The organism is Mesorhizobium sp. P3_A8, assembly GCF_056402995.1.
In genome coordinates this window covers 15,860-30,435 of sequence record NZ_JBFUGI010000018.1, presented here as the reverse complement: position 1 = coordinate 30,435, position 14,576 = coordinate 15,860, and the positions used below count along the sequence as shown (strand labels likewise).

Below are 14,576 nucleotides of genomic sequence, written 5' to 3'. Positions count from 1 at the left end.
TCGAGGAGGCGGTCACCTATTCCGCGAGCACGCGGGTCGATGGAAACGCGACCTCCACCAGCGTGCCTTCGCCGGGCGTCGAATTGATGGTGAAGCGGGCGCGGTTTGCTTCCACCATCGCCTTGGTCAGCGGCAGGCCAAGGCCGGTGCCGTCGCCACGCCCGCGCTTCAAGGCGTTGATCTGCTTGAACGGCTTCAGCGCCTGCTCGATCTCGGCCTGGCTCATGCCGATGCCGGTGTCGCGCACCCGCATGACGACGTCCCCAGAGGTCTCATAGGCGGTCGAGACAATCACCTGGCCGCCGGCCTGGGTGTAGCGGATGGCGTTCGACAGGATGTTGAGCGCGATCTGGCGCACCGAGCGCAGGTCGGCCACAACTTCCGGCAGCCGCGAGGCGAAGCTGGAGCGGATGATGACGCGTTCGCGGTTGGCCTGCGGCTGCATCATCGCCACGGTCTCGGCCAGCGTGTCGTTGAGCGACACCGCCTCGTAGGCCATCTCCTGCTGGCCGGCCTCGATCTTCGAGATGTCGAGCAAGTCGTTGACCAGATCGAGCACATGGTTGCCCGAGCGGTTGATGTCGCGCAGATAGTCGCGGTAGCGGTCGTTGGCGACCGGCCCGAACTTCTCGTCGACCATCAATTCGGAAAAGCCGATGATGGCGTTGAGCGGCGTGCGGATCTCGTGGCTGATGCGGGCGAGGAAATCGGTTTTCTGCGAGGACGCCCGCTCAGCCACCGCGCGTGCCTGCGTCAAATCCTCTTCTGCTCGCTTCCACTGCGTGATGTCGCGCACGACGGCGCAGAAGCCGCTCTCATTGGGCAGCCGGCCGATGGTCATGAACAGGGGTATGAAGCGCCCCTGCGCTTCGCGGCCGATCACCTCGCGGCCGTCATTCATGACGCTTGCCACGCCGGGCTCGGACAGGCCGGTGAGATAGTCGCGCGCCGCGCGTTGGCTTTCGATGGCAAACAGCGAGGCGAATGGCTTGCCGGTCACCTCGTCGCTGTCGAAACCGAACAGCGCTTCGGCCGGGCGGCTGATCGAGCGAATGGTGCCGTCGCTGCCGATCAGCACGACGCCGTCTGTGGCGGTGTCGATGATGGTGCGCATCTCGGCGATGCGTGCCTTGAGCTCGGAAATGTCGGGCTGTGTCGGCTCCTCGCCGACCGCGTGCAGGGCCGCAGGCGTGTCATCCTCGCCGGAACGGCGCACGACCAGCATCAGCGCCTTGCCGTCGCGCCAGGGAACGGAGCGCAGGATGGCGTCGATCGGGAATTCCTGACCATCACGCGTCTTCAGCCGCAGCGACCGGTCGCTGCCGTCGGAAGCGCCGTCATCGGCATAGGGATCGGCAAACAGCGCGCCCAGGCCGCCGGAATCCTCGAGATCCTCCAGCGTGTCGTAGCCGGTCAGGTCGAGGAATTCCTCGTTGGCATAGTGCAGCTGGTCGCCCGAATGGATGAGCAGCGGCACCGGCAGCTTGCCGAGCAGCGAGGTATCGGGGACCTTGCTTTCATCGCCAACGGAAAAGGCGGAGGGCACGAACCCCTCGGTCTTGAGCGGCGGTACCTGCAGGCGTGGACGCTGGATCTCGGCTGCAACTTGTGCACCGGCAGTCTCGGTGGCTGGCGTAATGGCTTGGCCTTCGGAGATTGCCGATGGCCCGGCATGCTCTACGGTCTGATCATCAACCGCTGCATCTTCAGCGCCGTCGGTCCAATCCTCATTGTCCTCGGCATCGCGAAAATCGGCCGACGTCATGCTGTCGTCGTCGGCTGCGACATGTCCGGCGCCCGCAACCGCCGGTTCATCCTTAATCGCGGCGGGCTCGGCACTTTCCGGTTCCGCGGCGACCGGTTCAGAGGCTGTTGGCTCGTCATTGTCCGCGACAGGGCTGGGCTCGTCGTTGTGGTCGGCGTAGCTGAGCAGCGAGCCTGTCGCACCGGACGGCGCGTCGGCATGCGCCTCGTGAACCACGTCGTCCGGATGGGCGCCATCGAGCCGTGCTAAATCCGCCTCGTGTTCTCCATCGACTTCGGTCTCGGATGGTTCGGCCAGCACCGCGTCGTTCTCTGGCTCTGTCGCGGAGATTTCGCCGGCCTCTGTCGGTTCATGATCCGGGGCAGCGTCAGGCGTCGAGGCAACCTCGCCAGCGGATTCGATCGGAGTTTCCGTCTTGGCGGCCGGGACCTCCGCTGCTGTTTCCGCCGCGGGCTCGGCCGGTGTCTCGACTGCCGGTTGCGTCGGGCGTTCGATGCCGGGCTTGTCGGCTTCCGGCGGCTCGGCCGGCGCACTGTCCCTCTTCAGCCGCTCGCCGATCTCACGGAAGGCGCTGCGTTCCAGCGTCGACAGCCCCTTGTCGTTGGCCGGCTGCCGGTGTTCGGCCAGCCGGATGACCTTGTCGGCAAAGCGCCGCTCTTGTTTCGGCACGATGGTCAGCGCCGGCACCTCGCCCTTGAACGGATCTGACGCGTTTGGCTCCTCGGCCTTCGGCGCTTCAGCGGGAGGTTCGACGGCTTCCGGTACGGACGCCGCCACTGGCGCCTCGCCATTGGGCACCAGGGCCATGCCGATCGCTTCCGGATCGACGACCGCGTCACTGGGGCGGGCGACGCCGAATCCGCGAAAACCTTCGAAGGCGCGGCTGCGGCCATAGACAGGCAAGGCCGCCAGGTCGACGGGGATCTTCAGGTCGGTGCCGACGACAGGCCACAGCACGGAGCGGCCGGACCAGGTGTCGCGCCGCTCCAGCAGGCCGGCGATCTCGCCGGACGCATCAAGGCCGAAGATCGCCGCGACATCCCTGAAGCGCCGGCCGATCACGTCGGCGGCCGGCTTGCCGACGATATCGGCGAATTCCGGCGACAGAGCGCTGAACTTGCCTTCGGCATCGGTGCGCCAGACGAAGCGAAGCGGCGCCGCCGAGCGGTCTATCGTCCGGGCTGGGGTTGCGGTCGGTGTGGACGGGGAGGTGGCCTTGTCCGGCTCCGCGCTGTCCGCCGAAGTCTCGGTGCCGATCGCTTCGGCCCCGTTTTCAGATTCCGGTGTAGCAGGCGCGAGCCGCGCGTCATCCCCGCCGGCATTGAAGTACCAATGATCGTGCTGTGCCGGCGTGCCGCCCGCCGCCGGCTGATCGTTGTCGGCGGCAACCGATGTCGGCCCGGCCGGCTCCTCAATCTCTTGCACTGCCTGTTCCGGCATATCTTCTGCCACGGGCTCGGAGAGGGCAGGCTGCTCAATTTCGGCTGTGGCTGGCTCGACAGTGACTGGCTCGGCAATGGCTGGCTCGGGAGTGGCGGGGGACGGCTCGATCGCCTCTGTCCGCCAAGCATCCGCCGTCGGCTGATTGTCCTGGTGAGGATCGGATTCTGCCGCGGCGCTTTCCGCTGCCGCTGTTGCGCCGCCAATCTCGGTGGCTAGGCTTTCCGTTGCTGCGGGGGGCTCGTCGGCCGAGGCCTCTGCTGCAGACGCGTTGTCCTCGAGCTGATCCTCGTCGATCACCACCAGCAGATGCCGTTCCGGTGTCAGCCGGGCGAGGCCGGCCGGGTAGGAGGTGTTGCCGCCCGGAACCAGGCGCTTGACGATGCGCTCGTCCTCGGCAGCCACGTCGGCCACCAGGGCGGCCAGCGTCGCGGGCTGGATGCCGAGCGCCGAAAATCCCTCCGAGGCGGCCTCGATATTGCCCCCGGCATCGATGAAGGCGATGAAATGGCCGTCTTCGGTGAAGCCGCTGATCGCCCGGCTGGCGATTTCGGCAGCACTGCGCGAGCCTGTCTGCGCCGCCGGCACCGCCAGCATGATCGCCTTTTCGCCGTCGGGCAGCGTCACCGCACTTGCCTGAAAGCCGATGGTCCGGCTGGTCATCCCGGTCGCCAACCTGACGGTAATCCCACGATCATTGCCGATTTCGGGAAAGCCACTGGTCGCCATGATCTGGCGGCGGGCGATCAGCGGCAACTGTGCGGAGGCGCCGATGATGGCTTCGATGTCGGGGTAGCCGAACACGGCGGCGCCGGGCCCATTGGCCCAGATCACCTGCTCCAGGTCCACCGACAGGATGGCGAGCGCGTCGCCGGCGGCAAACCGCTGGCGGACCGCGTCCAGCACGGCGACGTCGAGGAAGGAATATTCGGACGGCATGCGCTTGGCGAATCCTGACGGAGCGGCGAAATTTGCAGTTAACGCTTTGTTAATAAAAGCCTGAGGCGCGAAGGTCCACAAGCCAGAACGTGCAACGGCTGGTTTCTGGGCTTTTGGTTAACGGCCTGAAAGAAATTTATGGTGCAGTGCAACAAAGATATTGCAATGCACAAAAATTGCCTTTATATTGCCATCATAACTGAACGAGACGGCTTTCTGTCAAAGCCGCTGCCGCTGAAAAGGATGGAAAGATGTCCAGGACCAAGACCGCCGACACGATCGAAAACGTTGAATTCCCGAGCTTTGACGCTTCCAAGGCCACCGACCAGATGCGCGCTTTCGCCGAAAAGGGCGTTGAGCAGTCGAAAGAGGCCTATGCCAAGCTGAAGACCGGCGCCGAGGAGACCCAGAAGGCTCTGGAGTCGACCTACGAGACCGCCAAGACTGTTTCCAGCGACCTGTCGCTCAAGACCATCGCGGCGCTGCGCGCCAATGCCGAAGCCGGCTTCTCGCATCTCGAAGCCCTGATCGGCGCCAAGTCGCTGTCGGAAGTCGTCGAGCTGCAGACCTCCTTCCTGCGCAAGCGTATCGAGTCGACCGTCGAGCAGGCCAAGGACTTCCAGGCTGTTGCCTCCAAGGCCGCCGAAGACGTCTCCAAGCCGATCAAGACCGCCTTCGAGAAGGCAGTGAAGGACATCAAGGCTGCCTAACATTTACGCATGATCTGAAGATGCAACAAAAGGTCGCATTTTCTTAAAAACGATCAGGCGTATGATGGTAGCCATCAAGGAATACCCGGCGAGTGGAACCTCCTCCCTCTGCTCCCCGGGGTGACCAGCCAGCACCTCCTCCCGCTGGCTCGTAACAGGAAAAGGCCGGCACCTCCTCCCGCCGGCCTTTTTCTTTGCCCGGCGAAACCAGCGCTGCTGGGGCGAGATGTGGGGAAGTGGTCTTTGCTTTGCAAAAGCCTTGAATTAGAATCCATAAGCCCGTAAGGACGCATCGCCGAACGACAGAGCGGATCGCGGAGACTTTCCACCTCGACCCGCTCAGGCAAATGTGCCGTTGTAGCTCAGATGGTTAGAGCGCCGGATTGTGGATCCGGAGGTCGCTGGTTCGATCCCAGCCAACGGTACCATCGGCTCCTCCTGCAAGTTATTGATTCTACTGCAGAAATTGGCGCTACCTGACTTGACGGTTGCGCCATATTGGCCTTTTGTGATACCTATTGTGTTACTTATTGTGATACAAAAGGTGTCTTAAAGACATGGGAAGGCGACGCGAAGAGCATGATCCTGATCGCTTTCTGCAACAGAGGGGCGATCGCTTTCACTACTACCGACGAGTCCCAACGGAGCTACGAGAGCTCGATGGTCGCGGTGCTTTCGTACGCCGTGCTTTGGACACGACCGACCGGCTGAAGGCGCGTACGTCACGCGATCTCCACGAAGCTGCCGACAACGCGCTATGGTCGTCTCTAATGTTGGGGGAAGATTCAGATGCCGCGCGCATCCGTTACCAGCGCGCTATCAAACGCGCAGAGGCGCTAGGATTCGTCTATCGGCCGCTCGCCGAAATCTTCGTCGCCGAGCCGCTGGATACCGTTCTACAGCGGGTCGAGGCCACGATCGGAAATCCTACCAACTCTCCCGTGGTCGACGCGGTTACTGGTGCCGTGTCTCATCCTGACGACAAAAYATCGGAAGCGCTGAAGCTCTTTTTTGACGAAATCGTCCGCGACGAACTCCGCACCAAAAGTGCTGATCAGAAGAAGCGATGGAAGGCAAAACGCCAAATGAGCGTCGATGTTTTCATCACGCTTGTCGGCAACAAGCGAATGGGAGAGATCACCCGCGATGACGCGCGTGAGGTCCATAAATATTGGTTGGATCGAATTGCGCCCGTTAAGGGCAAAGCAGACCGTTCGGCGTCGACCGGCAACCGAAATATGGGGAACCTGCGAACCCTCTACGGCGACTACTATCGTCATCTCGGTTCACCCGAACAGAAGAATCCATTCGCCGATCTCTCATTCAGCGACAAGTCGAAACGCAGTCGCCCACCGTTCCCGACCGACTGGATTCGCGACAGGATCCTCGTGCCTGGTGCACTCGCGGCGCTCAACGATGAGGCGCGAGGCATCCTGCTCGCCTTCGTGGAGACGGGGGCCCGGCCGAGCGAACTTGCGAACTTGCACGCCGGCGTTATCCATCTCGACCACGAGGTGCCTCACATTTCGGTCGAGCCGCGCGAAGATCCTGACGACCCACGTGAGATCAAGACAGCCTCATCGGTGCGTAAGGTGCCTCTGGTCGGTGTCGCGCTTGAGGTGTTCAAGACGCATCCTAATGGCTTTCCGAGATACAAAGATCGCGAGGCGTCGCTATCAGCCCTGCTCAACAAGCACTTCGAGAACCACAAACTGTTCCCGACCGAAAAGCACACTGTCTATTCTCTTCGGCATTCGTTTGAAGACCGCATGAAGAACGCCAGGCTGGATGAGGAACTCCGGCGCATGCTGATGGGCCACACCATCGACCGTCCGAAATACGGCGAAGGCGGCGACATGAAAATGTGGCAGGAAGAACTCATGAAGATCGTACTGCCGTTTGACCCCTCAATCGTTTAACGCGCTCATGGGCTGCGACAAGGCGTCCCTCCTTTGCTTGGCAATCTTGCAGAGCACGTTCAAGATAGTCGTACAACGGTAGCCATGTCTCGCCTTGTTCGCCGCGCGCCACGATGATCTCGGCCACGCGGTCGAGCGCTCGCTCAATCCGTTGCACGGTGATTGGCTGAAGCGTGGGCGAATATCGCCTCACAGATTCGCCTTTCTGCAAGGCCATGAATGTAGCATGCCCTATGCGTAGGCGGACCTTTCTGGTGCAGTGAAGGCCTGCGTTCGGCTCGGGCCACAATCGGCGGCTGCGGCGTGCAAATGGGAAAGGCTCTCTGCCGTCGGGGGTTGGTAGCGGGAGACCGCTACATCGCAAGACCCACATTGAGGGCGCGTTCTTTTGCTATCGCCGGCATGCAGCGTGAGCAAGTTGCGTTCGATGCCGTGCGGTCGAAAATCGCGACCCGTGGCGATGATGGATGGGATAGATAGATGAGTAATATCAGATAGTTACATGATGCCGTGTGCAAAAATCGCACACGAAAGTTCTGCTTCTCTTCTTTTTTCGTTCTCACGACGGAGCCGCCGAGAGCCCTATTCGGACGCTCTTTTGCCGATGAGATTAACCGTTCCAATGCGAACGTTCGCTGCAATGTCCGTGACCCTTAATGTCCTGCGGCGTCCAATTTGCCTGAGGTTCTTGGAAGCTTTTCGAACTTTCTGGGTCGCGCCTCACCCCCAGTTGCGGGTGCTTGGCGCTGTTGTCGGCGGCGGTGCGGTCGAACTGGCCGGAATAGGTTAGCGCGAGCGTGGCATTGCTCGCTGGCATCGCCCAAGCGGCCGACACAACGACCGGCGAGCAAGACATCGACGCCGCGGCCCAAGCCTATATCGACAAACAGCATATCGACGCCGGCCGCATTGCCGAGCCGGTTCGCCCAGAAGGACGAAGACAATGCACCGCCCGATCCGAAAAATCCTTCTGGCTGTAAGCCTGATGGCATCTCTGCAGGGGTGTCAGCACGGCTCGATGCCATCGGTCGATAGCTTGGCGCCAAAGCCGGCGATCCACGTCGATCCAAGCGTCACGCAAGAATGCCAAGGCGTCGTCGACGTTCCCCACACCTTCATCCCCTATGACCAAGCAATCCTGCTCTGGGTGAAGGATCGGGCGGCACTCGGCGACTGCAAGCGCCTCGACCACGCCAAGGCTCTCACGATCAAGGCGCTGGTGAAATGACGTCAAAGCTCGACGAGATTTCGGAGGCAATCGGCAGTCTCCGGTCTGAGGTGGCAGCGCTGCGGCGTGACTTTACCGACAGCACCAGACGAGCTGACGAACATCGAGCCTCCATCCACAAGCGGGTCGACGACCTGGTGCATGATTTCGGCGATCTCAAAACGAACGTCGAGACGATGAAGGCTGACGTCGCCGATAGCAAAGACGTCACAGACGAGGTAAAGGAATGGAAGCAGCGAGGCGTCGGCGCGCTGTTCGTGGCCGGCATCGCCGGCACGGCACTCGGCGGGGCGGTTGTCGGCTTCATTGTCTACTGGTGGCGATCTTGAAGGTGCTGCGCACCGCCTGAATCTCCTCTGCATCATTTCAGTCACCCCATCGGCTCCGGCCGGTGGGCTGCTTTTTTCGTACTAACCCTGAAAGAGCATTGACCAGAGGTGACGCGCTGGAAGCTAGTGGTTTTGGGCGCCCTGGGCGTCACGGTATGGCAGCGGCGGCTCTGGCGTCACTGGTCACGGCCTATTGGCACGACATCTGGCGGGTGCTGCGAGGCGGGTAAGTCACATTGCTCCCCCTGGCTTAACGCTGGCCGCCCTTCCACCGCAATTTGAACCGTCCTTCGCCGTGTCACTTGGAGTTTCGCAATTGCCAGCGTAAGGCTTTGATACGGAGCCACCGCGCAATTGTTGCACTACGGCCACCGATCGAGCTCCATCGCCTTCAATGTGGGTGTTCTGACTGTTTGGGTTGAATGGGTCGACCGTCTGCATCAGCAAATTGGCGTGGTTGGCGTCTCCAGCGGCCAAAGTGACGCCATCGTAATGGTTCAAATAATCGGCCGAGCATCCCGATAATAATATGGCAGATACTACCGCTGTCCCAAGACAAAAGCGCATGACGTCCCCCCATCATTTAACGAATATGCGCTTTTTCTAATTTGTTGTCGAATCGCGCTTGGTTCGGAGCGGATCGCCGCGAAATGCGTCACCAAATTCACGCGCCGGCTGGACGAGCTTCGCAGGACTTCGGCGCGGTCTACGGCACGCGAGACGTTATCAGGGGCATGAAGCGAGAGCTTGATGAATTGCGTCGTAAGCTGCGATCACCCACCCGGCCTGACCGAACATGGCAACCACCTTTGATCAACCTATTTCTTTTGGGGTTGATGTTTTGTGGTGATAGCGGCGGCCGGCGGCTCCGGTTTCTCCTGAGCCGGTGCGGGCGCAACAGGCAAGGAACTAGCGGGGGCCGAGGGCGCGCTCGCGCCTAGTTTAACCGACATGCCCGATATCTTCCATTGCCGGTCGACAGGGGCGAAGGCAAATTCGAAATTGAGCTGCATGGCGGCTGACGGGAAAAAACCTGCCATGTGCAACATGCCATTGGTTTCGATCTGCGGCATCAATGTCAGCTGCGGCTCAAGCACGGCTGCACCGCTGAGGTCGACTTCCTCGTTGCGCAACTTTGCGAAGGCCTCAGCCAGACGGGCTGGATTGTTCGTTTTAAACTCAGGAGCACCGAGCTCGCGAAGCACGGAATAGTCTCCGGTCTTGTTGGCATGGTCCAGCGCGAGCAATGTCGACCGGATGAGGATCAAGACGCCGTTGTGGTCGATGTTGGCCGGCTTTGGGCTGTTAGCTGCTTTGGGCGCGGAACGGTCGTCTTTTTTCGCCTGAGAATATGCCGGAGGCGCTTGTATGCAACATAGGACCAAAGGCACTGCCGGCAGCCACGCAAATCTGCGCATTCCACACCCTCCCGGCACAGCTGACGGCCATTTCTTCACGATCTGCCGCACTGGATTTAAGTGCTAGAATTCGCCCGCCAAACCGACGCGGAAACCGTGGCTGCTGCCGCCGCCATAGGCATAGCCAGCGGTGAGCGCGAAAGGCTCGTTGAAATCGAAGCGATGAGCGAACGAGCCACCGAAAGCCGTTTCGCCTTTGAAATAGCCGACATTCCCAGCCCAGCTCGTGCGGCCGGGGGCAGACGGCATTGGCGCTGTGGTCATGGCGATCGCCGCTGCGATGCCCTGGCGAGCCTCGGTCCGATTCTCGGAAATCTGGTTGCCCAGATCAGCGAAACCACTTTCCAGGGCACCGACCCGTCCGTCGAGCAAGGCAATATCGCTTGTATTTGTCGTCACACGGGTATCGAGGGATGCCAGCATCGTGTCGTGGCCGTCGAGCCGAATGTCCTGTTGGGCATTCGTGGTTTCCGTCTGCGTGATCCGCGTCTCGTGATCGGTGAGGGTCGCATCCTGCTCGGTGTTCTTTGTCTCGACGCTGTCGAGCCGGCCGTCCTGCTCGGTGTTCTTGGCTTCGACGGCGTCGAGCCTTCCGTCCTGCTCGACGTTCTTTGCCGAAGCATCGCCAACAACACCGTCGACATAGTCCTTGTTAACTGCATCAGTTCCCGCTGTCGGGGTGCCAACATTTTGAACAACATTGCCACCCATGTCGACCGCCCCACCGAACGTGGCGGCTCCCGTTGCAGCGTCGAAGTTAATCTGGCTGCCGCTCGGGCCTATAGTGATTCCTGGCGCGGCGAAAAAAGAGTCGTCCGAGTCACTACAATCGTCGTTGATCGTTGTACCGATCACGCCGGCAAAGCTACAGATCGTGTTTTCGGGATCACCAGCGTCGCCGCCGAAAACGACCTGTGCCGAAGCGGGCGCCGTCCAGAAAATTGTCGCCAAAAAAAACAAGCCCATAAAGGGCAGCAAACCGAACGAACGTACATATTCGCTATGTCTTTGAGTATCCATCATAAGCCCACCCCCGCTATCAAGCTTTATCCCCCGCTAAAGCCTGTTCGGGCCGAAGAAAGCTGTCAACTACAATGTCAGTAAATTCGGTGGGTCCGCATGAAATTGCACTTTAAGCTAAGCTTATAGGTGCGATTGTTGCAGGAAGGCCACAAAGATGCGTACCGTCAAATGACGACTGTACACGACGCAGATCATTCCCATTTTGGGGCCAATCGAGGAGACCTGAACGTTGAATCAAAAAGCCCGCCGTTTGATGTCGGCGGGCTTTTCCATCGGGCAACTAGTCCGCCCAGTCACTCCCAACCTTGCCCGCTGCGTTGCCCGAGGCGCGGGCTTTCTGATATTGTCGGGGCAACGGCGGGGGCGCTCCATGCGGCTATTTCTTTTCGCAATGATCGTCTGGTTTTCATGGCTAGCGGCTTCTGGCTCGCCGCCGAGTCGATAAGCGCAGGCGCCGGAAGGTTGACAGAAAAAGCCGCCGCAAGGCAGTTTGCCGGCTTGAGGGTAAACGCGGGGAAGTATCCTATGAAGAAGACCTATGAGAAGCCGGTGATCGTGAAGCGCGAGACGCTTTCGGCTGTGACAGCTGCCTGCACGCCGTCGACATGCGTTACCGATTGATCGAGGAATAACGTCACGAAAAGCCCGCTGGCTCCGGCCGGCGGGCTTTTTTGTTTCTGGCGTGGTAATATCGCCGGGTTCCATACGAAACACGGGGCCTAGGGTGCGTTTTCTCTTGATTGCCGTCGCCGTCCTGTTTCTCATGGCGGTCGGTTTCTGGCTGACGGCGGATATTATCATCAACAGCCCTACCAGCGTCACGATTCCAAAGAGCTAGTTTGCCGGTCGTTTCGAGAACGGCAGTATTGTAGCTCCCGGAGACTCCGGCTCCAAGGGCTCATGTCCCGGCTCCTCGTGGTAAAAGACCTGGCGCAAGTCGCGCTGATCAACCTTCTGACCGCAGTTTGGGCAGTTGTAGAAATGGCCTTCCTCCCGGATGAGGTCGCCGCCATGCAATTTGCCGGGGATCGGCGGGCCGAGATCGGATAGCTTCGTCATGTCTGCATGTCCCTGCTAACGTCATCGAGCATCTTGAGCGCAGCACTCCTGCCAGATCGTAACAAGAGGCCCTGGTCAATTGCTGCAGCCTTGAAGGCCGCAAAAGCGATGGCTGGTTTGCAGGTGCCTTCCTTGGCTGCAGATATCAGCCGGCACGCGTCCTTGTAGGGCGCTGCCTCCTTGTTTCGCCATTGACCTTTAAGCGCAACCTCCGCTTCGCAGATCGACGAAACCCTCATGGCTGTGCCGTCCACCAGCTTGATGGAAAGCGGTAGAAAGTTGCCCATGGCACGACCTCCCCAATCGTTGAGAGCGCCAGAACGCACCACGGAAAGTTTGGTTTCCAAATTCGGGAACTATTTTAGCTTAAGCTTATTGAATCGCGGTTTGTGCGGGTCAGTGTATGCGTTTGAAGTTCATCAAGCCGATGGAGCCAGAGCTTTTCGACACCCCTCCAGAGGGTGACGACTGGAGCCACGAGATAAAATTCGACGGCTACCGCACGCAGGTCATCAAAGACGAAGACGGCATTCGGATGCTGACGAAGAACGGCTTCGACTGGACGGCGCGATACCGATATCTTGTCGAGGAAGCCGCCACGATCAAGGCCGAAACCTTCATCTTCGAAGGCGAAACCATCATGATCAATGAAGCCGGCCTCTCCGACTTCCACGCGCTGCAAGGCATCATTGGGCGCCGCCAGCCGTCACCAGACCTGTATCTCGTGGCGTTCGACCTGATGCTTCTCAACGGTCATGATCTGCGGACCATGCCGTTGGCGGATCGACGCGAGATCCTGCAAGGAATGGTCCCAGAAGGCGGGCGGATACAGTTCAGCGAGGCGCTGCCAGGCACCGGCGATGCGGTATCATCTCGTCGACAAGGCCAACCTTGAGGGCTTGGTATCCAAGAAAAAGGCCAGCGCCTATCGCAGCGGTCCGACGATGGACTGGCGCAAGATCAAGTGCTTTGAAGAGAAGCAGATGGACATCATTGGCGTGCAGCGGGAACCCGGCAAAGCTGCACAGGTGATCATGGCCGAAAAAGGCCACTACAAAGGCGGCGCGTTCGTGAGCTTCAGAGCCGACAAGCGGCAAGCCCTATGGGATCGGGTGCAAGGCAAGGTTGGCGGTCCCGTCCCGAAAGGGCATAAGAAGGACAAGGCCGAATGGCTGAAGCCTGGCCTCGTCGGCCGCGTGAAAACCCTCAAGGGCGAAGAGAAGCTGCGCCATGCGAGACTGTTGGACTACTGGGAGGACGACGTAGATGGCCGTAGCTAAGAAGGACCAGGAGCGCATCGCCTACGCCTGGATGTACGGCGGCCAGGCGCGAAAGGACGGGAAAGCCCGCGACGTGCCGGCGTACTGGGAAGAATGGCGTGACCCTTGGCTGCAGGGCTTCGACGGTGTTCCGCTTGATGGTGCCGGCAAGGCCAGGCCGGTCAGCGATCAAATGGAAGCTGAGGTCGACGAGGCTGCCGTGGACCGCAGCGAGACCTAAGCTGACGAGCTCGCCGGAATGACTAACGGCCAGCCGCAGGCGTTAGATCCAAATAGCGGAGGTCTCGCAGATTCAGGTACCCGGGATCGAAATCTGCCGCACCGCTTAAGCCCTCCCAGTTCATGATGGACAGCCGCCCGTCCTTATGTTCTAGAAGCCCGTCAGCTCTCAGCTTCTTCAACATCCGGTTTACGTGAACAACGCTCGCCCCGATAGTTTCGCCGAGCTGAACTTGAGTTAGCGGCAACGGAAAAGAATTGTCAGTTACCAGGCCCATCACTTTCAAGCGCACGTAAAGTTCACAGGCGAGGTGGGCGAACCTGCCAAACGCATCATGGCCTCCCAACACCTTGACCCACGCCCGCGCAACGGCTGCATCAACCAAACTCTCACGCCAAAATAGATTTCCCAAGCGAGGTGACTTACGGAGAACCTCAAGGATGTCGCGGTGCGCAATAAGGGCGACCTTGCTTTTACCTAAAGACGCGAGTGTGTGATCCATCGTCCTAAGGTGCAAGCCCTGTAAGTCAGGTATATCGCCGGGAACATGGATCGATAGCGTTTGCAAATTGCCGTTGCTCAAGATGCTGTATCGCCGCACGAGTCCCTCGACCACCAAGCAACAAAGGCTTGGCTCGTCACCTTCCAGCGCTATGTGCTGACCGGACGTCAACTCCTTACCTGCAAGCGTCATCGCTTCGATGCTGTCGCGTTCACCAGCAGTAAGGCGACCAAGGCTTTCGAGCTTTCTGATTAGCGGCGTTGTCAAATCGGACATCGATGACCTTTAGCAGGTCGCCATCATCACACAAGCGAACCTCAGCAACGGCAGATCGGCTTACCGCAGACTCGTGTTGCGCTTCTGTCTGTAGCTCAGGTGGTCCAAAGCGATGATCGCGATAAACGCCAAGACTACGACAGCCGTTCCTCCCAACCAAAAATGAGACATTTGACTGTTCTCCCAGCCCTGGAATTATCGTACTCCGAGAGAGATTGGCTCGCAATCTCGGCAGGACGCTCGTCTAACAACGCGGTAAATGCGAGTCCCAGTTCGGGACGGCGGTACTGGCACTGCTTTTGCCTCTGACAGGGTGCCGGTTGATCCCGGCCCTGATCGCGTACTCTGATCAGGTTGTGGGCTCGCCGGGCTTGAGGTTGTTGGGGTCTTCGTCCGGCGAGCTTTCCATCCATATCCTAGACGCGAGAAGCACCGGCGAAAGCGGCCCCATCGGGTTATGTCCAGGAC

Annotated in this window: 14 protein-coding genes and 1 tRNA gene; 9 read left to right on the top strand and 6 right to left on the bottom strand. The window is 60.0% G+C overall.

The genetic code is table 11. The annotated features are described in order from the left end of the window. Positions 1 to 16: 16 nt before the first annotated feature. Positions 17 to 4,144 carry a PAS domain S-box protein gene (locus tag AC1DX4_RS31235; RefSeq protein WP_477223984.1) on the bottom strand — a complete coding sequence of 1,376 codons (4,128 nt, stop codon included), beginning with the start codon at positions 4,142 to 4,144 and terminating at the stop codon, positions 17 to 19. Between the two features lie 251 nt (positions 4,145 to 4,395). Between AC1DX4_RS31235 and AC1DX4_RS31230 the strand changes: the two genes are divergently transcribed. The 6 genes from AC1DX4_RS31230 to AC1DX4_RS31205 all read left to right on the top strand — a co-directional run bounded on the left by AC1DX4_RS31230 (position 4,396) and on the right by AC1DX4_RS31205 (position 8,330). Next, entirely contained in the window at positions 4,396 to 4,854 is a 459-nt protein-coding gene (locus AC1DX4_RS31230) for a phasin (RefSeq protein ID WP_477223983.1), read from the top strand. Positions 4,855 to 5,205: 351 nt separating this feature from the next. Further along, a tRNA-His gene (locus tag AC1DX4_RS31225) sits at positions 5,206 to 5,282 on the top strand. Between the two features lie 129 nt (positions 5,283 to 5,411). Next, positions 5,412 to 6,773, top strand: a complete 1,362-nt coding sequence (locus AC1DX4_RS31220) for a DUF6538 domain-containing protein (protein WP_477223982.1) — start codon at positions 5,412 to 5,414, stop codon at positions 6,771 to 6,773. 797 nt (positions 6,774 to 7,570) lie between these two features. Then, the gene (locus AC1DX4_RS31215; RefSeq protein ID WP_477223981.1) at positions 7,571 to 7,753 is read left to right on the top strand and encodes a hypothetical protein; all 183 of its coding nucleotides are present in this window, start codon (positions 7,571 to 7,573) and stop codon (positions 7,751 to 7,753) included. A gap of 38 nt (positions 7,754 to 7,791) precedes the next feature. Next, positions 7,792 to 8,001, top strand: a complete 210-nt coding sequence (locus AC1DX4_RS31210) for a hypothetical protein (RefSeq protein ID WP_477223980.1) — start codon at positions 7,792 to 7,794, stop codon at positions 7,999 to 8,001. Further along, positions 7,998 to 8,330 carry a DUF1515 family protein gene (locus AC1DX4_RS31205; protein WP_477223979.1) on the top strand — a complete coding sequence of 111 codons (333 nt, stop codon included), beginning with the start codon at positions 7,998 to 8,000 and terminating at the stop codon, positions 8,328 to 8,330. The genes AC1DX4_RS31210 and AC1DX4_RS31205 overlap by 4 nt, the downstream gene beginning before the upstream one ends. An 818-nt stretch (positions 8,331 to 9,148) precedes the next feature. Here AC1DX4_RS31205 and AC1DX4_RS31200 read toward each other — a convergent pair. The 4 genes from AC1DX4_RS31200 to AC1DX4_RS31185 all read right to left on the bottom strand — a co-directional run bounded on the left by AC1DX4_RS31200 (position 9,149) and on the right by AC1DX4_RS31185 (position 12,117). Further along, positions 9,149 to 9,748, bottom strand: a complete 600-nt coding sequence (locus AC1DX4_RS31200) for a hypothetical protein (RefSeq protein WP_477223978.1) — start codon at positions 9,746 to 9,748, stop codon at positions 9,149 to 9,151. Positions 9,749 to 9,811: 63 nt separating this feature from the next. Then, positions 9,812 to 10,771, bottom strand: coding sequence for a hypothetical protein (locus AC1DX4_RS31195; RefSeq protein WP_477223977.1), 960 nt, complete (start codon positions 10,769 to 10,771; stop codon positions 9,812 to 9,814). An 834-nt stretch (positions 10,772 to 11,605) separates the two neighbouring features. Continuing rightward, positions 11,606 to 11,830, bottom strand: coding sequence for a hypothetical protein (locus AC1DX4_RS31190; RefSeq protein ID WP_477223976.1), 225 nt, complete (start codon positions 11,828 to 11,830; stop codon positions 11,606 to 11,608). Further along, complete coding sequence (locus AC1DX4_RS31185) at positions 11,827 to 12,117, bottom strand: DUF982 domain-containing protein (protein WP_477223975.1); 291 nt, start codon at positions 12,115 to 12,117, stop codon at positions 11,827 to 11,829. The genes AC1DX4_RS31190 and AC1DX4_RS31185 overlap by 4 nt, the downstream gene beginning before the upstream one ends. A 116-nt stretch (positions 12,118 to 12,233) precedes the next feature. Between AC1DX4_RS31185 and AC1DX4_RS31180 the strand changes: the two genes are divergently transcribed. The 3 genes from AC1DX4_RS31180 to AC1DX4_RS31170 are packed head-to-tail and all read left to right on the top strand — an operon-like array spanning position 12,234 to position 13,330. After that, positions 12,234 to 12,725 carry an ATP-dependent DNA ligase gene (locus AC1DX4_RS31180; protein ID WP_477223974.1) on the top strand — a complete coding sequence of 164 codons (492 nt, stop codon included), beginning with the start codon at positions 12,234 to 12,236 and terminating at the stop codon, positions 12,723 to 12,725. Continuing rightward, on the top strand, positions 12,691 to 13,110 hold the full coding sequence (locus tag AC1DX4_RS31175; protein ID WP_477223973.1) for a hypothetical protein: 420 nt from the start codon (positions 12,691 to 12,693) through the stop codon (positions 13,108 to 13,110). Before AC1DX4_RS31180 ends, AC1DX4_RS31175 begins: the two co-directional genes overlap by 35 nt. After that, a complete protein-coding gene (locus AC1DX4_RS31170) occupies positions 13,097 to 13,330 on the top strand; it encodes a hypothetical protein (protein WP_477223972.1) in 234 nt (77 codons plus the stop codon). The genes AC1DX4_RS31175 and AC1DX4_RS31170 overlap by 14 nt, the downstream gene beginning before the upstream one ends. 22 nt (positions 13,331 to 13,352) lie before the next feature. Here AC1DX4_RS31170 and AC1DX4_RS31165 read toward each other — a convergent pair whose 3' ends face one another. Then, positions 13,353 to 14,108: a Crp/Fnr family transcriptional regulator gene (locus tag AC1DX4_RS31165; protein ID WP_477223971.1), complete on the bottom strand. Its 756-nt coding sequence runs from the start codon at positions 14,106 to 14,108 to the stop codon at positions 13,353 to 13,355. Positions 14,109 to 14,576: the final 468 nt, after the last annotated feature.